The sequence below is a fragment of the Rhodocyclaceae bacterium genome, from assembly GCA_020248265.1.
Lineage (GTDB): Bacteria > Pseudomonadota > Gammaproteobacteria > Burkholderiales > CAIKXV01 > CAIKXV01.
The window spans coordinates 157,738-180,217 of sequence record JADCHX010000005.1 but is presented as its reverse complement, the minus strand read 5'-3'; the positions used below and the strand labels follow the sequence as shown (position 1 = coordinate 180,217).

21 protein-coding genes are annotated in these 22,480 nt (G+C 67.6%); 10 read left to right on the top strand and 11 right to left on the bottom strand.

Annotated elements, in window-relative coordinates:
- The first annotated feature begins 4 nt into the window (after positions 1-4).
- From ING98_08070 to ING98_08060, 3 genes are all read left to right on the top strand, one after another.
- Positions 5-1,105: a hypothetical protein gene (locus ING98_08070; protein MCA3101814.1), complete on the top strand. Its 1,101-nt coding sequence runs from the start codon at positions 5-7 to the stop codon at positions 1,103-1,105.
- A gap of 27 nt (positions 1,106-1,132) precedes the next feature.
- Positions 1,133-2,140, top strand: coding sequence for a tripartite tricarboxylate transporter substrate binding protein (locus tag ING98_08065; protein MCA3101813.1), 1,008 nt, complete (start codon positions 1,133-1,135; stop codon positions 2,138-2,140).
- A gap of 112 nt (positions 2,141-2,252) precedes the next feature.
- Positions 2,253-3,059, top strand: coding sequence for a class II aldolase/adducin family protein (locus ING98_08060; GenBank protein ID MCA3101812.1), 807 nt, complete (start codon positions 2,253-2,255; stop codon positions 3,057-3,059).
- Between the two features lie 53 nt (positions 3,060-3,112).
- Here the strand turns inward: ING98_08060 and ING98_08055 are convergent, their stop codons facing one another.
- The 3 genes from ING98_08055 to ING98_08045 all read right to left on the bottom strand — a co-directional run bounded on the left by ING98_08055 (position 3,113) and on the right by ING98_08045 (position 6,432).
- Positions 3,113-4,267 (bottom strand): 4-oxalomesaconate tautomerase, encoded by a 1,155-nt coding sequence (locus ING98_08055; protein MCA3101811.1) that lies wholly within the window; start codon positions 4,265-4,267, stop codon positions 3,113-3,115.
- Between the two features lie 87 nt (positions 4,268-4,354).
- The gene (locus ING98_08050; protein MCA3101810.1) at positions 4,355-5,320 is read right to left on the bottom strand and encodes a tripartite tricarboxylate transporter substrate binding protein; all 966 of its coding nucleotides are present in this window, start codon (positions 5,318-5,320) and stop codon (positions 4,355-4,357) included.
- Positions 5,321-5,415: 95 nt separating this feature from the next.
- On the bottom strand, positions 5,416-6,432 hold the full coding sequence (locus tag ING98_08045; protein MCA3101809.1) for a tripartite tricarboxylate transporter substrate binding protein: 1,017 nt from the start codon (positions 6,430-6,432) through the stop codon (positions 5,416-5,418).
- Positions 6,433-6,525: 93 nt separating this feature from the next.
- Here ING98_08045 and ING98_08040 point away from each other — a divergent pair, with 93 nt between their 5' ends.
- A complete protein-coding gene (locus tag ING98_08040) occupies positions 6,526-7,866 on the top strand; it encodes an MmgE/PrpD family protein (protein MCA3101808.1) in 1,341 nt (446 codons plus the stop codon).
- Positions 7,867-7,969: 103 nt separating this feature from the next.
- Here ING98_08040 and ING98_08035 read toward each other — a convergent pair whose 3' ends face one another.
- A complete protein-coding gene (locus ING98_08035) occupies positions 7,970-8,497 on the bottom strand; it encodes a cupin domain-containing protein (GenBank protein MCA3101807.1) in 528 nt (175 codons plus the stop codon).
- A gap of 149 nt (positions 8,498-8,646) precedes the next feature.
- Here ING98_08035 and ING98_08030 point away from each other — a divergent pair, with 149 nt between their 5' ends.
- On the top strand, positions 8,647-9,636 hold the full coding sequence (locus tag ING98_08030; GenBank protein ID MCA3101806.1) for a tripartite tricarboxylate transporter substrate binding protein: 990 nt from the start codon (positions 8,647-8,649) through the stop codon (positions 9,634-9,636).
- Between the two features lie 25 nt (positions 9,637-9,661).
- Here ING98_08030 and ING98_08025 read toward each other — a convergent pair whose 3' ends face one another.
- On the bottom strand, positions 9,662-10,651 hold the full coding sequence (locus ING98_08025) for a tripartite tricarboxylate transporter substrate binding protein (GenBank protein ID MCA3101805.1): 990 nt from the start codon (positions 10,649-10,651) through the stop codon (positions 9,662-9,664).
- Positions 10,652-10,777: 126 nt separating this feature from the next.
- Between ING98_08025 and ING98_08020 the strand changes: the two genes are divergently transcribed.
- Both ING98_08020 and ING98_08015 read left to right on the top strand, forming a co-directional pair.
- Positions 10,778-11,632, top strand: coding sequence for a polysaccharide deacetylase (locus tag ING98_08020; GenBank protein ID MCA3101804.1), 855 nt, complete (start codon positions 10,778-10,780; stop codon positions 11,630-11,632).
- On the top strand, positions 11,629-12,201 hold the full coding sequence (locus tag ING98_08015; protein ID MCA3101803.1) for an alpha/beta hydrolase: 573 nt from the start codon (positions 11,629-11,631) through the stop codon (positions 12,199-12,201). Before ING98_08020 ends, ING98_08015 begins: the two co-directional genes overlap by 4 nt.
- Before the next feature lie 63 nt (positions 12,202-12,264).
- On the opposite strand, the gene ING98_08010 is transcribed toward ING98_08015, so the two are convergent.
- Genes ING98_08010 through ING98_08000 form a run of 3 tightly spaced genes read right to left on the bottom strand, consistent with a single transcriptional unit; the run spans position 12,265 to position 15,674 of the window.
- Positions 12,265-13,110 carry a VOC family protein gene (locus ING98_08010; protein MCA3101802.1) on the bottom strand — a complete coding sequence of 282 codons (846 nt, stop codon included), beginning with the start codon at positions 13,108-13,110 and terminating at the stop codon, positions 12,265-12,267.
- 2 nt (positions 13,111-13,112) lie between these two features.
- Positions 13,113-14,615 carry an acyl--CoA ligase gene (locus ING98_08005; GenBank protein ID MCA3101801.1) on the bottom strand — a complete coding sequence of 501 codons (1,503 nt, stop codon included), beginning with the start codon at positions 14,613-14,615 and terminating at the stop codon, positions 13,113-13,115.
- 33 nt (positions 14,616-14,648) lie between these two features.
- Complete coding sequence (locus tag ING98_08000) at positions 14,649-15,674, bottom strand: tripartite tricarboxylate transporter substrate binding protein (GenBank protein MCA3101800.1); 1,026 nt, start codon at positions 15,672-15,674, stop codon at positions 14,649-14,651.
- A gap of 119 nt (positions 15,675-15,793) precedes the next feature.
- Here ING98_08000 and ING98_07995 point away from each other — a divergent pair, with 119 nt between their 5' ends.
- Complete coding sequence (locus tag ING98_07995; protein MCA3101799.1) at positions 15,794-17,404, top strand: UbiD family decarboxylase; 1,611 nt, start codon at positions 15,794-15,796, stop codon at positions 17,402-17,404.
- An 86-nt stretch (positions 17,405-17,490) separates the two neighbouring features.
- Entirely contained in the window at positions 17,491-17,628 is a 138-nt protein-coding gene (locus ING98_07990) for a hypothetical protein (protein ID MCA3101798.1), read from the top strand.
- 24 nt (positions 17,629-17,652) lie between these two features.
- Here the strand turns inward: ING98_07990 and ING98_07985 are convergent, their stop codons facing one another.
- From ING98_07985 to ING98_07975, 3 genes are read right to left on the bottom strand one after another with little or no spacing between them, the layout of a single operon-like run.
- On the bottom strand, positions 17,653-18,054 hold the full coding sequence (locus tag ING98_07985; protein MCA3101797.1) for a c-type cytochrome: 402 nt from the start codon (positions 18,052-18,054) through the stop codon (positions 17,653-17,655).
- 29 nt (positions 18,055-18,083) lie between these two features.
- On the bottom strand, positions 18,084-19,865 hold the full coding sequence (locus tag ING98_07980; protein ID MCA3101796.1) for a GMC family oxidoreductase: 1,782 nt from the start codon (positions 19,863-19,865) through the stop codon (positions 18,084-18,086).
- Between the two features lie 15 nt (positions 19,866-19,880).
- Positions 19,881-20,597, bottom strand: a complete 717-nt coding sequence (locus ING98_07975; protein ID MCA3101795.1) for a gluconate 2-dehydrogenase subunit 3 family protein — start codon at positions 20,595-20,597, stop codon at positions 19,881-19,883.
- A 404-nt stretch (positions 20,598-21,001) separates the two neighbouring features.
- On the opposite strand from ING98_07975, the gene ING98_07970 reads away from it, so the two are divergent.
- Complete coding sequence (locus ING98_07970; GenBank protein MCA3101794.1) at positions 21,002-22,477, top strand: hypothetical protein; 1,476 nt, start codon at positions 21,002-21,004, stop codon at positions 22,475-22,477.
- Positions 22,478-22,480 lie beyond the last annotated feature (3 nt).

Sequence of the window (22,480 nt, the reverse complement as noted above, 5' to 3'; positions counted from 1 at the left end):
CACCATGGCCGATTCCCGCCAGCCGCTGATCGTCGTCGAAGACGATCCGTTCCCGCGCATCCTGCAGGTCGTGCTCGACCCGACCGCCACGAAGGAGCGCACCGACGCGTTCATCGACTTCTTCGCGCATACCGCCGACTTTCCGGCCTGGTGCGACGACATCCGCTCGAAGGTCGGCACGATGTATCCCGCCACCGTGGTGACGGCGAAGACGCAGGAAGACCTGCGTGCGAAGTTGCCCGGCGCCGAAGCGATCGTCACCGAGTCGCTCGCCGTCGGGCTCGACGAGCTCGCCGCGGGCAATGACCTGAAGCTGGTGCAGAAGTACGGGATGATCACCCGCGCGATCGACGCGGCCGCCTGCCGCGAGCGCGGCATCCCGGTGGCCACGCAGCGCCGCCGCTCGAACATTGCCTGCGCCGAGCACTCTATCGCGCTGATGCTCGACATCGCGAAGAAGCTGCACATCACCCATGGCCTGCTCAGCATGGAGCAGTTGCAGGCTGCCGGCTACCAGCCGAAGATGTACGACCGCCGCCATACCGGCAACTCGAACTGGGCACGCATCCCGGGCATTCGCATGTTGTACGAGTCGACGCTGGGTATCGTCGGCTTCGGAGAGATCGGACGCGAGCTGTCGATCCGCGCCGCTGCGCTGGGCATGCGCGTGCTGTACTGGCAGCGCACGCCGGTGCCGGCCGCCGAGGCAGCGGTGTACGGTGCCGAGTACGCGCCGATCGAATCGATGCTGGCGCAGAGCGACTTCGTCAGCGTGCAGCTGCCGGGCAACGCCTCCACGCGGCATATCCTCGACCGTGGCCGCATCGCGCAGATGAAGCCGGGCTGCATCCTGGTGAACTCTTCGCGCTCCGACCTGATCGAGCGCGCGGCGGTACTCGATGCGCTGGCGTCCGGCCATCTCGGCGGCTTCGGGCTCGATACGCCTTACGATGAACCCGGCGCGGCCGATGATCCGATGCTCGCCTATCCGAACGTGACCATCACGCCGCACACGGCCGCGCAGCCGCGCACCAACGCGCTGAAGGACCTCGGCGAGATGATGATCGGCATGGCCGGGCTGCTCGGCCACGTGAAGGTTCGTTGAAGGTTCGTTGACCCAATGGGAGACACCATGCATCGTCCGTACTACAAGCCTGCTGCCACGCCGATCGCTCCTGCGGTGCTCGCTGCCGCGCTCTGCGTGCCCGCGCTGTTCGTCGCCGCGCCGGCAGCCGCGCAGGCGTGGCCGGCCAAGCCGATCCGCTTTATCGTCACCCTGGCCCCTGGGTCGGCGGTCGACATCGTCGCCCGACTCACCGGCGAGCCGATATCCAAGGCGCTTGGCCAGCCAGTGATTGTCGAGAGCCGTGTCGGCGGCGGTGGCGTGGTCGCGGCGGAGTTCGTGATGCGCGCGCCCGCCGATGGCTACACGATGCTGGTCGGCTCGATCGCCTCGCACGGCGTCAACCCGTCCCTGGTGCCGAAGATCCCGTACGACGCACTGAAGGACTTCGCGCCGGTGGTGAGCCTGGCCTCGAGCCCGAACGTGCTGATCGCGTCGAACTCTCTGCCGGTCACCTCGGTGAAGGAGCTGATCGCGCTGGCGCGCAAGCGTCCGGGCGAGCTCACTTATGCGTCCGGCGGCAACGGTACCTCGCACCACATGGGGGGCGAACTGTTCGGCCTGCTGTCGGGCACGAAGATGAGCCACGTACCGTACAAGGGATCGCCGCAGGCCGTCGGTGCGGTCGTGTCGGGCGAGGTGGCGCTGATGTTCCCGAACATCCCGAACGCGATGGGGCTGGCCAAGGCCGGCAAGCTGCGCATCCTCGGCGTGACCACGCCCAAGCGCCTGTCGTTCTGGCCCGAACTGCCGACGATCGCCGAGTCCGGTTTGCCAGGGTATGAAGTGATCGCCTGGTTCGGCCTGTTCGCGCCGGCCGGCACACCGTCGACGGTGATCGACCGGATGAATGCCGAGGCCAACAAGGCGCTGGCCATGCCGGCAGTGCGCGAGAACCTGGTCGCGCAGGGTTTCGAACTGATGGGCGGCAGCGTCGCCGAGTTCGCCGCCTTCGTGCGCAGCGAGATCGACAAGTGGGCGAAGGTGGTGAAGGCTACCGGCGCGAAGGCCGACTGATCGCTTTCCCTGCCGCGCGCGGCCGGGTATGTCGGCAGGTATACAATCAGGACACTTTTGTCCCCCTCACGAGGAGCCTACGATGGATCAGACCCAAGGTGCCGGCGCGGAGATGGCCGTGCCCGGCGGCGACGCGAAGATCGCCAATCGCAATGCATACGATCCGTCGCGCAGCGTGAAGGATCAGGTCAGCGAGGCCGAATGGAAGGCACGGGTCGACCTGGCCGCGTGCTACCGCCTGATGGCCCTCTACGACATGACCGAGATGATCGCCAACCACATCTCGTCGCGTGTGCCCGGCACCGAAGGAGAGTTCCTGATCAACCCCTACGGCATGCTCTACGAAGAGATGACTGCCTCGGACATGATCAAGATCGACATCGACGGCAACGTGCTGTTCAACGCGACGAAGTTCGGCGTGAACAAGGCGGGGTACGTGATTCACAGCGCAGTGCACAAGGTGCGGCACGATGTCGACTGCGTGATCCACACGCATACCATCGCCGGCATGGCGGTGTCGGCCATGAAGTGCGGCGTGCTGCCGATCGCGCAGACCTCGATGCGTTTCGGCGACATCGCCTACCATGACTACGAAGGCGTCGCGCTCAACATGGAAGAGCAGGAGCGCCTGTGCGCCGACCTGGGCGAGCGAGAGGCGATGGTGCTGCGCAACCACGGCCTGCTGACCGTCGGGCCGACCGTCGCCGAGTGCTTCAACAACATGTGGCGGCTCGAGCGCGCGTGCCAGATCCAGATCGCCGCCCTGTCGTGCAACACCGAGCTGTCGTTGCCACCGAAGGAAGTGGTCGACCAGACCACCCACCTGTACCAGCGCGGTACCCGGCGTCCGTTCGGCCTGCTCGAGTGGCCGACGATGCTGCGCAAGCTCGACCGCGAGAACCCCGGCTACGACGCCTGATCGGTCGCGTCGCGGTCGTGGGGTCTGACCCTGGGGTCAGACCCCAGGGTCAGCTATCGGTCCGCTTCCCTTTGCGCCGCCTTCTCGAGCCGTGCGTCGCCGAACGCGGCCGCCGGCACGAACACCTCCCCCGCGAACAGCAGCCGCGCGGTGCGCAGGAAGCTGCCGCCCTTGATCGTCATCGCATCGCCTGCACCGGCGGTCTCGATCGCCACGCCCATCGAGCCAGTCGGGTGTTCGATCATGATGTCTGCGAACGACCCGGCGGGTGCGGTGCACACCTGCCGGGCGACCGTGCCCGGTAGCATGATGGCCGAGCCCAGGCACAGTGCACCGGTGACCGCATGGGCCGCATGGCAGTTCCAGGGCACGAAGTAGCGCGAAGTGATCGTGCCGCCGGGCGCGCGCGGCGGCGACAGCAGTCCGACTTTGGGTACCACCGAAGCCGATACGTCGCCCATGCCCATCAACACGCCGGCCTGTAGCCGGATCTTCTCGAAGCGGGCGATCAGTTCCTTGTTTGCATCGAGCTCCGCTTTCGACTCGTAGCCGCTGATGCCGAAGTCGGACGCCTTCATCAGCACCATCGGCATCGCCACGTCGATGCAGGTCGCCTCGATACCGTCGATCACATCCATCGCCCTGCCGGTCGGGAACAGCCTGCCGGTCTTGCCACCGACGATGCCCGAGAACTCGAGGTAGACCGGTGCCGACGTGCCCGGGACGCCATGGATCGAGGCCTCGCCCTCGTAGTTCACGATGCCGTCGGGGGTCTGGATCGTCGCCGTGATCACCGCGCCGGTGTTCACGTTGTGGATGCGCACCCGCGTGGTCGAGCTCTGCGCGGTGACCAGGCCGGTCTCGATCGCATACGGGCCGACGGCGGCGAGCATGTTGCCGCAGTTGGGGCTGAAGTCGATCACCGGCTTGTCTACCGAGCATTGCGCGAACAGGTAGTCGATCTCGGCGTCGGGGCGCTTCGACTTCGAGATGATCGCGATCTTGCTGGTCAGCGTATCGGCACCGCCGATGCCGTTGATCTGGCGCGTGTCGGGCGAACCCATCGCGGCCAGCAGCACCTGTTCGAGCACCTTGCGATCGGACGGCAGGTCGTCTGCGAGGAAGAACGGGCCCTTGGAGGTGCCCCCGCGCATCAGGATGCAGGGGATGCCGATCTGGTGGGTCCGTGCGCGCAGCGGGGAAGGCATGGGGAGGCTCCGGAAACGTGGCTTCGAAGCCCGGATTCTAGTGCGGGCCGCCGCATCCGATGGCTGCCGGTTGCGCCCGGGTTGCGCCTACTCCGCCTTCGCGCCCGAGCTCTTCACGATGCGGGCCCACAGCGCGACCTCGTCGCGGAAGAACTGGGCGAACTGCTCCGGGCTGCTCTCGAGCGCATCGGCACCGAGCGTGGCCAGCCGCTCGCGAAACGCCGGGGTGCGCGCCACCTTCTGCAGCGAGCCGTTCAGGCGCTGCACCACTTCGCGCGGCGTGGCCGACTGCACGAACACGCCCAGCCAGGTGCTGGAATCAATCCCGACGAAGCCCTGCTCGGCGAGCGTCGGCACCTCCGGCAGTACGCCGGAGCGCTTGGCGCTGGTGACCCCGAGCACCCGCACCTTGCCGGCGCGGATGAACGGCAGCGAGGAACTGAGCTGGTCGAACATGCTGTCCACCTGCCCGCCGACCAGGTCTCCGAGTGCGGCCCCGCTGCCCTTGTACGGCACATGGATCAGTTCGATCTTCGCCACCGAGCGGAACAGCTCGCCGGTCAGGTGGTTCGACGTGCCGGTGCCAGCCGAGGCGTAGGTGATGATGCCCTTGCGGGTGCGGGCGAGCGCGACGTATTCCTTCGCGTCCTTTGCCGGCACGCGCGGGTTCACGGTGAGCACCAGCGGCACGTTCGACACCGGAGCCACCGCCACCAGGTCCTTCAGCGGGTCGAACGGAAGGCTCGCATACAGGCTCACGTTCACCGCCAGCGAACTCGCCCCGAGCAGCAGGGTGTAGCCGTCCGGCGCCGAGCGGGCGACCACCTCGGCACCGACGTTACCGCCAGCCCCGGCGCGGTTCTCGACCAGGATCGGCTGGCCGAGCTGTTCGGACAGCACCGGGGAGAGCGTGCGTGCGGTGATGTCGACGTTGCCGCCCGGCGCGAAGCCGACCACCAGCCGCAGCGGCCTGGCTGGCCAGGCCTGCTGTGCCATCGCTGTCGGCAGCGCGGCGAACAGGCCGAACAGGCCCAGCGCGAAGGCGCTGGACATCAGGCCAGTACGGGGCGCGCGGGGATGTTGCCTGCCTGCGGCAGGAAGAAGCGGCGTGCTCGTGCGGGTCATGGATACCTCTCGTGCATCGGTCGTCATTCGGCGCGGATCGCGGCGTCGCGGATCAGCCGCGCGAAGCGGGCCGATTCGGTCTTCACCAGCGCCGTCAGGCTCTCCGGCGTACCGGTCATCGGTTCGGCGCCCTGCGCGGCGAGTCGCTCGCGGAAGGCGGGCGCGGCTGTCGCCTTCGCTACCGCCTGGGCGGCGCGATCAATGATCGGCGACGGGGTGCCTGCGGGTGCGAACAGGGCGAACCAGTTGCCGGCCTCGTAGCCGGGCAGTCCGGATTCGGCAACCGTCGGCAGGTCGGGGAAGGTGGCGGCGCGCCGGGCCGAGGTGACCGCGAGCGGGCGGGTGCGTCCGCTCTTCACGTGCGGCAGCGCGGTGATGAAAGTGTCGAACATCAGGTCGACCTCGCCGCCCATCAGCGCGGTCAGCGCCGGTGCTCCGCCCTTGTAAGGGATGTGCACCAGCTTGATTCCGGCCTGCGCGTTGAAGAGTTCGACCGCGAGGTGGGGTGCCGAACCGTTTCCAGAAGAGGCGAAGTTGAAGCGGCCGGGCGACTTCTTCGCCAGGGCGACCAGGTCCTTCACCGTCTTCACCGGTACCGACGGGTGCGCGAGGATCACGTAGTTGAGCGTCGCGAATGGCGCGATCGGCGCGAAGTCCTTCTGCGCATCGTAGTTCGGCTTCGACAGGTGCGGGATGATCGCGAACGCGGACGAGGTTCCGAGCAGGAGCGTATAGCCATCGGGCGGGGCTTTCGCGACGAATTCGGTGCCTACCGCGCCACCGGCGCCGGCCCGGTTCTCGACCACCACCTGCTGGCCGAACTGCTCGGTCAGTTGCTGGGCGATGGCGCGGCCCAGGATGTCGTTGGCGCCGCCCGGCGCGAAGCTGACCACCAGGCGCACCGGCTTCGCCGGCCATGACTGGGCGTGGACGCCGGCGATACCCCCCGCCAGCAGCAGTGCGGCGAGTGCGCGGGCAGGCAGCGCGTGGCACGGCGCACACGCACCGGTCGCGCGGGCGCGTGGATTATGATCGGTCATGCATCCTCCGGGTTGTTGCGGACCCGCCGGCTGTCTCCGGTTCCGGGCCGGTGCTACCATGCCACATTGTGCCGCTGACTGGAGGAGGCTGCGATGCTGCTTGAGAAACTGGCCGATTATGCCGTCCATGAGCAGGGGTCCCGGCTGCCGGACGAGGTCTGGCATCACGCGAAGCGCTGCGTGATCGACTGGAGTGCTTCGCTGCTGCCCGGCATGCTCTGCGCGCCGGCTACAGTACTGATCGAGGCGCTGGAAGACGAGATCGGACACGGCCGCTGCCGCCTGCCGGTGTACGGCAGCCAGGCTTCGACGCGTGCCGCCGCGATGATCATGGGTGCCGGCTCGCATACCGTCGAGTTCGACGACATCTACCGCGCGGGTGGTTACCACCCCGGATCGCCGACGATCAGCGCTGCGCTCGCCGCCGCGCAGTCGGTCGATGCCAGCGGTGAAGACTTCCTGCGCGGCGTCATCGTCGGCTACGAGATCTCCACCCGCATCTGCGAAGCGGTGATGCCTTCGCACTACGTGTACTGGCACACTACTGCCACCATCGGCTGCATCGGCGCGGCTGCGGCGGCAGCTACCGTGCTCAAGTGCAACCGCGAGCAGTTCATGAATGCGCTCGCCAACGTCACCACGCACATGGCCGGGCTGCAGCAGGCGTTCCGCTCCGAGTCGATGACCAAGCCCATGCATGCCGCGCATGCAGCCGACGTGGGCATGATGTCCGCGCTTGCCGCGAAGAAGGGGCTGACGGGCACGCTCGACATGCTCGAGGGCGAACTCGGCTTCGGTGCCGCGATGAGCAAGAACCCCGACTGGGGCAAGGCCACCGCCGGCCTCGGCGAGAAGTACAACATCACCGAGATCACCTTCAAGAACCACGGTTCGTGCGGCCATACCTTCGCCTCGATCGACGGCGCGCTGGTGCTGAAAGACCAGCACAAGCTCAACGCCGAACAGATCGCATCGATCCGCATCGAGACCTATGGCCAGGCAACCGACATCTGCGGCCGCGATACGGTGTCCTCCGCGTTCGAGGGGCGCTTCTCGCTCAGGTTCACCGTCGCCAGCGCGCTGATCCACGGCAGCGTCCGCCTCGATGCCTACACGCCCGAGCGGCTGAACGATGCCAAGGTGAAGGACCTGATGTCGCGCATCGAACTGGTCGAAGATCCGCTGCTGACCGCCGGCTACCCGACGCAGCGCGCATCGCGGGTGAAGATGACGCTGACCGACGGGCGCAAGCTCGAGTTCTTCCAGCCCTACCGCAAGGGCGATCCCGAGCAACTGCTGACCGATGCCGAGGTCGACGCCAAGTTCATGGAACTCGCCGAACCGGTGCTCGGCGCCGAGAAATCCAAGACTCTGCTCGCCGCCCTGTGGAAGACCGAGGCCGGCAAGGCCTCGGCGCTGCCATTCACCCGCTGACCCGAAATCCAGGTCAGCGACATCCAGACGACATCGGGGTCTGACCCCGGGGTCAGACCCCGGGGTCAGACCCCGGCTTCGGACCCCGGCTTCGCGGCTTCGGTCAGCCGAAGTAGGCATCCTCGAGCACCTGCATCTCGACGGTCTTGTTCTCCTTCGAGTCGCCCTGCATGTATTCGCCGGACGGTCCTACGCGCGAGCTTGCCTTGCCCTGCAGCGCGTAGTTCGGCGAGCCGACGCGCAGCATGACCAGCGGCCCTTCGCTCTCGACGGAGTGGAACCGGTACAGCGAGCCTTTCGGTACCAGGATGCCTTCGTTCGCGTTCAGCGTGGCCATCTCGCCGTCCTGGTCGTAGAACGTCGCCGCACCCTGCAGGATGATGAACGTATGATCTTCGGTCGGGTGGGCATGCAGGCCGTTCTCGCCGCCCGATGCGTAGACCTTCACCATCACGGTGAGGTCTTCGGTGGCCGCGACCGGAATGTTGGCGCGGCCCTGCTTGAGCAACGCGGTACGCATCTTGAACGCCTGCGGCTTGCCCTTGTTGTCGGCGGCGATCTGGGTGAGCTTCTGGCGCAGCAGTGCCGAGTCGCTGAGTGCGGACTCCATTTCCCGGGCGACGAGTTTCATGCGGGGCTCCTGAGGGTGGCGAATCGGGGAATCGGGGTGGGAAGGCCGCAACGGGGATGTAGCAGGGAACCTGCCCCCCTTGCGCGATGACCTGCCTTCATTGTACGAACAAATCGGCAGTCGCCAGAATCCCGTCCAACGGAGCAGCCATGTCACTCAGCCGAATCATTCCCGCCGCCCTGGGCCTCGCGGGCGCCACGCTGGTCGCGATGCCGGTCCTCGCCCAGCCGGGCACTGCGTTCCCCGCCAAGCCGGTGCGCATCATCGTGCCGTTCGCCCCCGGCGGCCAGTCGGACATCATCTCGCGCGTGGTCGGACAGAAGCTCTCCGAGCAATGGGGGCAGCCGATGGTCTACGAGAACCGCGGCGGTGCCGGTGGCACGCTGGGCATCGATGCGATGCTGCGTGCGCCAGCCGACGGCTACACGATCGGATCGGGCAGCCAGAGCGCGCTGTCGATCGCCCAGCACCTCTATGCCAAGCTGCCCTACGATCCGCTGAAAGAAGTGCAGGGCGTGGTCACGCTGGTGCTCACACCGTACGCGGTCGCCGTGAATGCCCGGGTACCCGTGAAGGACATCGCCGACCTGGTCCGGCTCTCGCGTGCCAAGCCGGGCCTCCTCAACTTTGGTTCGTCCGGCGCTGGCTCGATCTCGCACATCGCTGCGGAACTGTTCGGCGATGCCGCCGGAACGCGGCTGGTGCATGTGCCGTACAAGGGCACAGCCCCGGCGCTCGCCGGCCTGGCTACCGGCGAGATCGACCTGATGTTCTCCGACCTGACGCCCCTGGGACCGCACATCGAGTCGAAGCGTGCGCGGGTCATCGCGATCGCCGGGTCGCGGCGCAGCAGCGCGGCCCCGGGTGCAACGACACTGGCCGAGCAGGGCTTCAAGATGCAGGCGATCGATGGACGCTACGGCTTCGTCGTTCCGGCCGCCACGCCGCGCGACGTGGTGAACCGGATCAACGCCGCATCGGTCGCCGCGCTGAAGATGGCCGACGTGCGCAACCGGTTCGAGACGCAACTGGGTTACGCCATCGTCGGCGATACGCCCGAGGACTACCAGCGCGCGATCCGCAACGACTCCGAGACGTTCGGCAGGGTGATCAAGCGGGCCGGCATCAAGGCGGAGTGAGCGGGGCAGGCGTACGCCGGCCAACTCAGTCTGCCCGCGCCCCCGACCGCTTCACCAGTTCGCGCCAGCGCGGGATCTCCGCGCGGATCAGCGCGGCGAACGCCTCCGGCGTGCTCGACGCCAAGTCGACCCCCTGCGTGACGAACCGTTCCCGCATCTCGGGCGAGTCGACGATCTTCGACACCTCGCCATGCAGCCGCGACAGCAGCGGCTTCGGCAGCCCGGACGGGGCGAGCACGCCATACCACGGCGTAACGTCGTAGCCGGTCGCGCCGCCCTCGGACACCGTCGGCAGTTCAGGCGCCTGCGGCGAGCGCTTGAGCGTCGAGACGGCGATCGCGCGCAGCTTGCCTGCACGCACGAACGGCATCGCGGTCAGCATGTTCGAGAACATCATCTGCACCTGCCCGCCGACCAGGTCGCCCAGCGCCGCCGCATTGCCCTTGTAGGGGATATGCACGATGTCGATCGCAGCCGTGCTCTTGAACAGTTCACCCGCCAGATGGGTCGGGCCGCCGCTGCCAGCCGAAGCGAAGTTGAGTACGCCCGGCTTCGCGCGGGCGAGCGCGATCAGGTCCTTCACGTTCTTCGCTGGCACGCCGGGGTTCACCACCAGCACGAATGGCAGCGTCGCGATCATCGAGATCGGCTGGAAGTCCTTGATCGGGTCGTAGTTGACCTTCGCATACAGGCTGATGTTGATCGCATGCGTACCGACATGGCCGATCATCAGCGTGTAGCCGTCGGGGGCGGACCGCGCGACGATCTCCGCACCCACGCCACCGCCGGCCCCCGCCCGGTTGTCGACCACGACAGGCGTGCCGAGCGCGACCGACAGGCGTTCGGCGATCGCACGCGACATGATGTCGGTCGGGCCGCCCGGCGCGAACGGTACGACGTAGCGGATCGGCCGTGAAGGGTACGGACCCGGCGCCTCCGCCGCCTGCGCTACCGCGATCGGTCCCGGCAGCGCCAGCGCCAGCACCATCAGTGCCGACAGCTTCGATGCGTTCATGTCGTACTCCCCTTCGTGGCCTGATGATGGCCGATGGATCGAATTGATACACTGCGCCGACGCATTTCGCGTCTCGTCGACTGTCGCCATCCGGCGACGGACCAGTCTGGAGCAACAACCGCGCCCATGTCAAAAGCCCGCCGCCACCTGGTCTGCCTGACCTTCGATTTCGATGCCATCTCGGGTTTCATCGCGCGTGGTACGCCCACTCCCTCGGCCATCTCGCGTGGCGAGTTCGGTCCGCGCGTGTCTGCGCCCCGGCTGCTGAAGATGCTCGGCCAGCGTGGCCTGCCGACCACCTGGTTCGTGCCCGGGCACACCGCCGAGACCTTCCCCGATGCAGTGGCCTCGGTGGCGCGCGCGGGCCACGAGATCGGACACCACGGCTGGAAGCATGTGCCGCCCGCGACGCTGTCGCGCGAGGAAGAAGAGAACGAGCTCGTGCGGGGCATCGCCGCCATCGAACGCACCTGCGGTGAGCGCCCGACCGGATACCGCTCGCCTTCGTGGGATCTGTCGCCGCATTCGATCGAGCTCATGCTCAAGCACGGCTTCACCTACGACAGCAGCATGATGGGCGACGACTACACGCCGTACTTCGCACGCCAGGGCGACATCATCGAGCTCGAGCAGCCGGCGGTGTTCGGCAAGCCTTCGAACCTGCTCGAGATGCCGATCAGCTGGTCCACCGACGATGCGCCGCACTTCGAGTTCATGCGTTACCCGAACGCCATCCGGCCCGGCAACATGAACGCCGACCAGGTGCTCGGCAACTGGATCGCCGACTTCGACTACATGCAGCGCGAGCTCGACTGGGGCGTGCTTACCTATACCTGCCATCCGTTCATCATCGGGCGTGGCCACCGCATCCTGATGCTCGAGAAGCTGGTGGACACGCTGCTCGCGCGCGGTGCGGTGTTCGTGCGCATGGACGTGGCAGCGGCCGAGTACCGGGCACGCGTGGCCGCGGGCGAAGCATGAGCGCTGCCGGTGCGTTGGATCCAGTCGTCCTGATCCTGCCCGGCCGGGGCAACTCCGGCCCCGCGCACTGGCAGACGCACTGGCAGCGGCAGCGTCCCGGCTGCGTGCGCATCGAGCAGTCGGAGTGGACCACGCCGCGTCGGGAAGACTGGGTGGCCTCGCTGCAACGCACGGTGGCGTCCCTCGCGCCCGCGCCGATCGTGCTGGTCGCGCATTCGCTCGCCTGCAGCCTGGTGGCCAACTGGGTGCAGGCCGGCGACATCGGCACGGTCGCAGCCGCATTGCTGGTGTCGCCCAGCGACGTCGACTCCCCCGACTGGCCGCCCGGCCCGATCGGCTTCTCGCCGATGCCGCTGATGAAGATGCCGTTCCCGACCATCGTCGTCGCCAGCACGAACGATCCGATGGTGGCCGAACCCAGGTCCAGGGCGTTCGCCGAGGCCTGGGGTGCCGCGTATCGCGTGATCGGAGCGAAGGGCCACATCAACGCCGATTCAGGGCTGGGCGACTGGCCGCAGGGACAGGTCTGGCTAGACGAACTCATTGCGGGCGTGCGCGCGGCGCGCTGAGCGCACGCCGCGCAGGCGCTGTACTGGCAACGACGGCACCGTGATGCCGGATGACCGCCGCCTTCATGGCTGCACCTCGCGCAGGCCCATCGAGAAACCGCCCGCGTGGGCGGGGTCGATCCAGGCCAGAGCACCGTCACGGGTGAACGGCACGCCACGCGCCTCGAGCAGCGCCAGTGCACGGCCGAGGTCGAGCACGCCGACGGTCAGCGCGTGGAGCCCGGGCAGCCTCGATGGCCGCCAGCCATGACGCGACGCGAAGGTGGTGGTGTCGACCGCCTCCACCCCTGCCGGCCTGCCGAGCGCGTCCAGGTGCCGGACGATCGGCCGAGGATCGTCGGCGACGAACGTGGCCGAAAGCAGCGCGACTGCGCCATTGTCGTGGTCGAGGTAGCGCGGCTGCCAGAGGTAGCCGGGTGTCTGGTGCTCGATGATGATGTAGCGCGCTTCCGGGCAGTCGGCATCGCGGCTGAAGATATTGCGAAAGCGCATGAGGCGCATCGCGCCATCGACATCGACCTCGCGCTCGCGCTGCACCGGGGGCTGCAGGAAGGCCGCGTCCGCGGCGAGCGCCGCGTAGGCCGTGTCGGCGCCATCGCAGCGCAGCGCGAGGATGTGCAGGCCGGGGCCGCGCTCCATGAAGGATGCCCACGGGTTGAACGCGCCCGGGCAGGTGACGCCGATCAGCTCCAGGTAGCCGCGCTGGAACAGGGCGCAGCGGTTCGAGGTCGCCCACGGATGCATGCCCTCGTGCCCCGGCACCGCGCCGCGCTGGGGGCTGCGCGGGCAGAGCCGGAATCCAAGCCGTTCCCAGGCCGCCGCCGCTGCATCGAAGTCCCCTGCGATGCAGCCGAGATGGTCGAGCGCCAGGACCGGTGCCGCGTGCGCGGTGGCGGGCTGCAGTGCCATCATCAGGCAGGCTGGCCGGCCACGATCGCCGCAGCCTGTGCCTTGAGCGCCTTGCGGTCGACCTTGTTCGGCCCGGCGAGCGGCATCGCATCGAGGAAGTCGACCCGCCGCGGATGCTGGTAGGCGGGCGCGTGTTCCAGTGCGAACCGCTTGACCTCGGCTTCGTCGAGCATGCTGCCTGGCGCCCGCACCACGAATGCAAACGGCTTCTCGCCCTTGATCTCGTCGGGCACTGGTACCACGCAGGCCTGCTGGACCCCGGGGTGGCGCTCAAGGAGCGATTCGACCTCGCCCGGGAAGATGTTCTCGCCGCCGCAGACGAACATGTCGTCGGTGCGGCCGACGAAGAAGTACGCACCGTCCGCATCGCGCCGGAACACGTCGCCCGATACATACCAGCCCTCGGGCGTGAGCACCTCGCGCGTCTTCTCCGGCAGGTTCAGGTAGCCGTGCATGTTGGCCGGCGTGCGCTGCCACAGCACGCCTTCGTCCGCGTCGTGGCCGCCGGCATCGACCAGGCGCAGCTCGACGCCCTCCATCGGCCAGCCGATCGACAGCGGCGGCAGCGTGCGGTCCGGACGCGGGGCGCATACCACCGGGCCGGCCTCGGTCGTGCCGTAGGAGTTCATCACGAGCGCGCCGGGGAAGGTGGCCTTCACCGCGTCCCAAAGCTTGAGCGAGATCGGCGCCGAACCCATGCGCACCGTCTGCACCGACGAGCGGTCGACCTGCTCGAGCAGGTCGCGCTGCTGCAGGCACATCGCGAACATCGGCGGCACTCCGGTGAGCCAGGTGCAGCGGTAGCGTTCGATGGCCTGCAGGTACAGGCGCGCATCGAACTCGGGCAGCAGCACCATGCTCGCGCCCACGGCGATCGTGAAGAGCGACGTGCACAGCCCGTTCATGTGATAGAGCGGCGCGGCGACCAGCAGTCGCTGGGCGGCGAACGGTGCGCCGCGCCGGGCGCGCGCGCGCAGGGCCCACAGGTGGCCGCCGTGGGTCAGCGGGACCCCTTTCGGGCGCCCGGTCGAGCCCGAGGTGTAGAGCACCATCGCCACTTCTTCAGGCGACGGATGCGCCGGCTCGAAGGGCCCGGGGTCGAGCCGCGCGGGGAACCCGTCAGGCCCGGTGCCATCGAAGACGGTGACTGGCAGGCTGTCGGGCAGCAGCGATCGGCTCCGCTCGTCGCACACCACATGCTTCGCCTGACAGTCGCCGAGGATGAAATCGATGGTCGAGGCCGGGAACCTGTGGCTGACCGGTACCGCGACCATGCCGGCCCGTACGATGCCGAGGAAAGCGAACAGGTACTCCGCGCGGTTGGTTGAAAGGATGGCCACCGCATCGCCGCGCACCAGCCCGCTGGCGAACAGGCCGCGCGCAAAGGCATTCGCGGCATCCTCCACCTGGCGGTGCGAGTACTCGCGCGGCGCATCGCGATCGAGCAGGTCGATCAGCGCGACGGTATCGCCGCCGCTCTGCTGGTGCAGTTCCGGGTCGTACAGGGCACCGAGGTTGTCGGTCTTGATCACGGCCGGCTACTCGGGGCGTACGCCGGCGAGCTTCACCGCCGCTGCCCAGCGCACCAGTTCGCGCTTCATCAGCGCACCGAGCTCTTCCGGGCTGCTGGCGACCGGATCGGTGCCTTCGGCGAGCAGTATGCTGCGCACGTCGGCGGCGGCCATCGTGCGCCGCAGGTCGGCGTTGAGCCGGTCCACGGTCGGCCTGGGTATGTTGGCGGGGCCGACCACGCAGTACCAGCCGGTGATGTCGAGTTCCTTGTAACCGGCCTCGACCAGGGTGCCAACGTCCGGATAGATCGCCGAGCGCTTCGAGCCGGTGGTGGCGATCGCGCGCACGCGTCCGCTCTTGACGAACGCGACCATGGTGTTGGGCTGGCTCACCTGCAGTTCGATCTCGCCGCCGAGCAGCGCATTGAGCGCCGGCCCGCCGCCCTTGTACGGCACGTGCAGCAGGTCGATGCCGGCAGCATGCGCGAGCAGCGCGCCGGTCAGGTGATTCGAGGTGCCCGGCCCCGCGCTGCCGTAGGAAAGCTTGCCCGGGTTGCGCCTGGCGAGCGCGATCACGTCCTTGATGTTCTTCGCCGGCAGCGAGGGGTGCGAGACGATCAGCAGGGGCTGTGTGGCGACCAGCGAGATCGGCGAGAAGTCGCGCATCGTGTCGTAGCCGACCTTGGCCAGCGCGGCCGGGTTGATCGCCAGCGGGCTGGTCGAACCCATCAGCAGCGTGTAGCCGTCGGGCGCGGAACGGGCGACCAGTTCCGCCGCGAGGCTGCCACCGCCGCCGGCGCGGTTGTCGATGATCACCGGATGGCCGAGGAACTCCTGCAGCCGGCGGCCGATCGGGCGCGCCATGATGTCGATCGCGCCGCCCGCGGCGAACGGAATGATCATGCGCACGGCCCGCTGCGGAAACGCGGAGTCCTGAGCGCACGCCTGCGGCAGGCCGGCCACCAGTGCCGTCGACATGACGGCCGAGACAGCCAGGCGGCGGCACGCGCGCTGGCGGGCAATCGGCGACAGTGAGAGGGTGTGCAGGTTCAAGGCAGCTACCTCGTGTGTGATCACAATTTCGCGGCCGCGGGCAATCGGCTTGCCATGGCGCCTCGCTCTTCTATACTTCGGACACGTCCATTTGTCACGCCCCGGCGGAGGAGCCGACCATGCATGAGAAAGAAACCTTCCGCGACTACCTCGACCGCCTGCGTGCAGCCGGGCAGCTGCTCGACATCCACGAGCCGGTCGACAGCCGGCACATCGCGACGCTGGTCGACCAGAGCGACAAGGCGCTCGCGTTCCATCGCGTGATCGGCTACGACATGCCGGTGGTGTCCGGCCTGATCCGATCCAGCGAGCGGGTGGCGATCGGTCTGGGCGTCGAGAAGTACGCCGACATAGAACAGAAGCTCACCAAGGGCATCGCCGATCCGATCCCGCCGGTCTATGTGGAGCAGAGCAGCACGCGCGAAGTCACGCGCTACGGCGACGACGTCGACCTGTTTGACCTGCCGATCCCGATGTCCTCGGTGCTCGACGGCGGCCCGATGATCACTGGTGGCATCACCATCGTGCGCGACGGGCAGGGCGGGCTCAATGCCGGCATCTACCGCTACCTGCTGAAGGAGAAGAACCTCACCGGCATCGACATCGTCACCCCGAACAACCTGCGCGCGCTCGCGCACAAGGCCTTCCTCGAGAAGCGCCCGCTGCCGATCTCCATCTCGATCGGCACGCATCCGTTCGAGTTCATGGCCGCGGGCTACCGCGCGCCGATGGGCGTCGACGAGATCGACATCGCCGGCGGGTTGCGCGGCGGGCCGACCCGGCTGTCGATGTGCGAGACCATCGACGTGCCCTACCTGGCCGACGCCGAGATGGTGCTCGAGGCCGAGATCCTGCCGACTGGCTGGACCTGGCCGGAAGGCCGCTTCGGCGAATTCACCCAGCTGATGGGCGGCCTGCACTGGAACCCGCTGGTCCGGGTGAAGGCGATCTCGCACCGGAGAGATCCGATCTACTACAACCTGCACATGCCCTGGGAAGTGGCATGGCTGATGATCCCGACGCGCTGGTCGCAGTTGCGCGGTGCGCTGAAGGCGGCTGGCATCCAGGTGAAGGACATCAACGTCACGCTGGGCGGCAACGGCTCCTGGCATGTGATCGTGTCGATCAGGAAGCAGGCCGGTGAAGGTAAGAATGCGCTGATGGCGGTGCTGTCGGTCGGTGACATCAAGCATGCGGTCGTGGTCGACGACGATATCGACGTGTACGACCCGCTCGACGTCGAGTGGGCGATCGCGACGCGGGTGCAGGGCGATCGCGACGTGTTCATCGTCCCCGGCGCGCGCGCCAAGCCGCTCGATCCGAGCCTGCCGGTGATGCCGGCCGGCGTGGTGCCCACCGGCGCGAAGGTCGGCATCGATGCGACCATCCCGGAGGGCATCCCGCGCGAGCGCTACGAGCGCATCCGCTACGCCTACTCGGACACGGTGAAGCTCGGTAGCTACAAGCTCGACGAATCGGCGGTCAAGGCAGCCGACCGCAAGCCCCGGGCGGGCGAGGTGGAAGAACTGGCCGCGCGCATCCTGGATCTGATCGGGCCGAAGCCGCTGTACTACGCCGAGGTGATCGACGCTTTCCCCGGATACCCGCTGCAATCGATCACCCGGGCGTTCGGCAAGCTCCACGTCGACGAGAAGCTCTGGCAGGACCCGGAAGGGCGGATGTGCGTGCGCGGGTCGGTGTTCGCCGCGAAGGTGCCGAGCGGCCGCTGAAACCGTTCAAGCGCAGGGGACGGTCGTTGCGCGTATCCTGAGCCACTGGCCGCCCCGTTCGCAGCCAGCACAATCAGGAGGCTTCGATGCCCAAAGGTCAGCAGCGCAGCAACAAGGAAGTTAAGAAGCCCAAGCAGACGAAGAAAGCGCTGCCGCCTGGCTCGTCCGGTGCGGTGATCCCGGCAGGTGCCGCGGCCAAGCGCGGCAATCCGCCGGCACGCTGAAGCCGCAAGCTGCGGCCGCTGCCGCTATTTCGTGGCAGTGGCCTGGGTCAGGTAGGCGATGAGGTCTGCGCGTTCCTTCGCGTCGGTCAGGCCCGAGTACGGCATGCGGTTGCCCGGGATGACCGCCTGCGGATCGGCAATGAAGGCGTCGAGCGTCTGCCGGTTCCATGACAGCTTGCTGCGCCGTATCGCGGGCGAGTAGCGGAAGTCGTCGATCGCACCGGCCCGGCGGCCGATGATGCCGGCCAGCGTGGGTCCAAGGCTGTTCGCATCGGCGCTGCCGTCGAGCGCATGGCAGGACCTGCACTCGACGAACAGCTTCTCGCCGCGCTTGACGTCCGCCTGGGCGAGGGCCTGCCCCGCCGACAGCAGGAACAGGCTCGCGCCCAGCAGCAAGGGCAGCCGCCCGCGGGTGAGTCGCTGCATCGATTTGCTCCTCGTGCGCTGGCGGGTGCTCATGCAGACACCAGCGGGCCAGGGTTCTTCAGGTAGCGTGACTTGATGATGTCCGCCGTGCGGTAGGCCAGCGCGCCGACCAGCCCGGTCGGCTGATAGGCCCCGTTGTGCGGGAACACGTTTGCGCCCATCACGAACAGGTTGTGCGCGTCCCAGCTCTGCAGGAACGGGTTCACCGCGCTGGTCTTCGGGTCGGTGCCCATCGGCGTGCCGCCGCCATTGTGGGTCGACAGGTAGGGCACGACGGTCCACGACTGCGGCTTGCCGTTGGCCGAACCCATCCGCGTCGCGTTCAGCGACTTGGCGAGTTCGTTCACCACCTGGGCCGCATGCGCGTTCATCCGGTGCTCGTTCTCCTTGAAGTCGAAGGTCATGCGCAGCAGCGGCTGGTTGAACGCGTTCTTGTAGGTCGGGTCGAGGTCGAGGTAGTTGTAGCGGTGCGGCATCGATCCGCCGCTGGAGGTGATGCTCATCGACGCATCGCTCCACTTCGCCAGCGCCTGCTTCCACGCGGTGCCCCAGGCCGGCGTTCCGCCCGGCACCGGGCGGTTGCCGATCGGCAGGTTCGTGTTGTGGCCGGCCGACACGATGTAGCCGCCGACGAAGCCATGCGGCGCGCGGTCGAAATTCCAGTTCGCGTTGAAGTCGTCGATCACCCAGTTGGTGCCGCCGGCCGAGATGAACCGGTTGAACGTACGGCCTTCGAAGAACAGGTTGGCGCCGGTGCGCGTCTCGTAGCAGTAGTTGCGGCCGATCACGCCAGTCTGCGTGGCCGGGTCGTAGGGCTGGCCGATGCCCGACAGCAGCATCATGTGCGTGTTGTTCATCGTGAACGTGCACAGCATCACCATCGACGCCGGTTGCTCGAGCTCTTCGCCGGTGAGCAGGTTGGTGTAGAGCACGCCGGTCACGCGCTTCGCAGACGGATCCTTCAGGATCTGCGTGACCCATGCATTGGTGCGCAACTCGAAGTTCTGGCTCTTCAGCGCGGCGGGCACCACGGTGATGTGCGGGCTCGCCTTCGCATTGGCCTCGCAGCCGAAGCGCTGGCAGAAGCCGCAGTACTGGCAGCCGCCGAAGCTCGCGCCGTCCGGGTTGGTGTACGCGCGCGAGGCATTGGCAGCGGGGCGCGGGAAGGGGTGGTAGCCCGCCTTCGTCGCCGCTTCCGCGAACAGCTGCGAGGACAGCACGTTCTTCAGCGGCGGCAGCGGGTACTCGCGCGCGCGCGGGCTTTCGAACGGATTGCCGCCAGGCTGTATCCGGCCGTTCAGGTTGCCGGCCTTGCCGGACACCGCTGCCATGTACTCGAACTTGTCGTAGTAGCGCTCCAGCTCGGCGTAGGAGATGCCCCAGTCGCGCAGGTCGGACATCTCGGCGGAGATGAACTTCGCGCCATAGCGCTGCTCGTACAGGCTGCGCACCTTGAACTCGTTGTCGGACCAGCGCCAGGTGCCGCCGCTCCAGTGCAGTCCGGAGCCGCCGACCGCCTCACCGGGCAGGAAGGAACCGAGCCGGCGCACCGGCAGCGCATCCTGCTTCGGGGTGTTGCGCATGGTGACCGTGTCGCGCGAGGCGTCCTGCATCATTTCCTGGCGCTGCACGTAGCGCAGTTCGTCGCGTACCTGCTGCAACTGGAAGTCCGCATCGGTGGTGGTCATCCTGCCGCGCTCGAGCGCGACCACCTTCAACCCCGCCTCGGAGAGTTCCTTCGCGAGGATGCCGCCCGTCCAGCCGAGGCCGATGATGACCGCGTCGACTTCCTTCAGTTTCCTGGCTGCCATGTCGTCGGTCTCCAGTCAGCTGATGTCGGCGATGCCGAGCGGGTTGGTCGGCATCCTGCGGTCGCGGAACTTGTCGATGTTCTGCTGGTTGGTCGCGATGACCCCGGGGAAGTTCACCAGCTTCCAGCCGGCCTTGTCGCGGTTGCCGCCGTAGATCGGGTCGGCGAACATGCCCTCCATCACGTTCTGGTAGAGCATGCCGAAGAAGGTACGCACCGGCGGACCGTTCTCGAGCGTGACCTTGCCCTGCTGCATGGCGACCAGGAAGGCCTCGCGCTGCTCGGCCGTGACCTTGTCGAAGGTCTTGCCGTACGCCTTCACGCAGGCGGCATTGGCCGCCGGAATCGCTGCACGATAGAGTTCGGAGGGTGACAGCGGCAGCTGGTAGCCCTGGTTGCCGGTGCCCTGCTTCCACGGCCCCTGCCGGTACAGTCGCTCGCCCTTGCCCCAGCCGCTGGCCAGCGCCCGGTCGATGTAGGTGTGCAGCCCGAGGTCGGTGCCCTTCGGCGTGAACGCATCGGCTGGAACCATGTGGTCGACGACCGCCTCGATGAACGCGCCTTCGTCGGGCGTCAGGAACACGTAGCCAGCCGTGGCGGGCGCACTGGCCGCGGCCTTGTTGCCGGCCGCCTGCGCCGATGCGGTGCCCGGCAGCGCGCTGGTCACGGCGGCGGCGCTACCCGCGACTGCGCCCTTCAGGAACGCGCGTCGTCCTTCCGAGTCTCGATCCATCTCCTCCCCCTCCCCCTCGTATCGTGAGGATCGCCCGATCGATGCCGGGGACAGGGCGCCCGCCGGATGCCGGTGCGATGCAGCGGCAACTGTCAGGCCACTGCGTACCCTCAATGTATCAAGCTGCCAGAGGGGCGTAAAGCACTGGCTCGTCGCGGGAGCAGCCCCCTGGTATCCCGCTGCAGGGCCGCGTTTCCGGCATGGTCATCCGGGCTTCGATGGCGTGCAATCCAGTCCTTCCATGAGGAGGCGCCATGCACCGGAGCCCGCCGCGCGCTGCCCGACCTGCGCCGACACACCAGCCGACCCTGCAGGGGTCGAACCGCCGGGGGTGGGTCGGTGGCCCGGCCCCTTGTGGCGAGATTCACGGTGGCGGTGTTGCCGGACGGATACGCGTGACACGCGTGGATCGCTTGATTGCCCGGCTGCTGGTTGTCCTTCTGGCCGTCCTGCCGGTCGTGCATCCGGTGGGAGAGGCCCGCGCGGCTGGCGGCCAGTTCAATCCGCGCTGGACGAGTGCGCCAGTATCCTCCACCGTGACGGTTCGCTACCCGCTCGACAACTGGTCGCTGCTCGGCGAAATCGCCGGGCGAGGGGGTGGCGGTTTCGATCTGCGCATGCTGCAGGGCGAACGGTGGATCACCGCGGCCCGCGAAGAAGTCGGCCAACTGGGACTCGGATCCGACGTCGTGTCGAAGCTGGTGATGGCCTTTCCCGGCCATGCCGCGATGGTGTTCGCGACCTACTCCCCCGAGAACGCGCAACTGCGCATCCGGGTCGTCAAGGCCGAACGGCAGGCCGACGGACGGATCCGCAGCTATCTCGGCGACTTCACCCCGCATCACGGCGAGCGCTGGGCGGCGCAGCGGCACTACCTGTCGCCCGCCGAGGCAGCCGACCCGATCCGCGCCGGGCGCAATCCGTTCGCCGTATTCAGGCCGACGGACGAGACGGACCCGGTCTTCCACAACATCGGCTGGAGTGCCGCCCAGGTGGCTGTCGGCCACGCCATGCGCCTGTACAACGCCCCCGCCGGGTTCATCGCGATGACGGATACGCGATGGACGCAGGTGGTCACCCGATCAGGCAACCTGCTGCGACAGCGGGTCGATACGACGACACAGGCCTGGGTACGTCCGCGCTGGTTCGTCGCACTGCCGGTCGACCAGCAGCCCTACGGCGTACAGGCCGCGATCTGCACCCTGCCGGGCTCGACGTCATGCCCGACAGTCGAGCAGCTCGCGCAGAGCGGCGTATCGGTATCCCAGTGGGAGGGGGGCAACATGCCCAGCCCGGAGGATCTGCTCTACTCATGGACCGATTCGCGGTCGGGGTTTACGGTGCTGGCGTTTGCGCTGGTGACGGCGGCGTTTGTTTGGGTGGCGGCGAGTGCGGTGACGGCCTATGCGAGCGCTAGCAGCTTGGCAGGTCAAGTCGGGACGAGTTTCCTTTCCCCAGGTTGGGCAAGCGCATTTGCAGGCGGCTCCTATGCAGTGAGTTCAACAGTGGCTGGCGGCGGTGGTCCGATCACATCCGCACAAGAGTCTTTTCTCGGTGCCACAGGCTCGGGATTCCTCGAAAGACCGCGTCCGAGCGACCGACATGCCGCAGGGTTGGCCGACGTTACTTCCACTCGTCATGTGCATCAAGACATAGCTGCTGGGTTAGCGGGTGTTCGTCTACTGTTTGAAGGAGACTGCGCGAGAACTCGTACTACCGATGATTGCTCGCGCTCAACTGTCAACGTGGGGCGAATACCTCGGCCAGACGCAACCTCTTTCCAGAATAACGTCGTTGAGATACGACAACGGTACGCTCAATGCGCTGCGAAGGGACTTCGTGGATCTGATCTCCGAGCGTGTGCTGCGCGGATGCATTAGCCC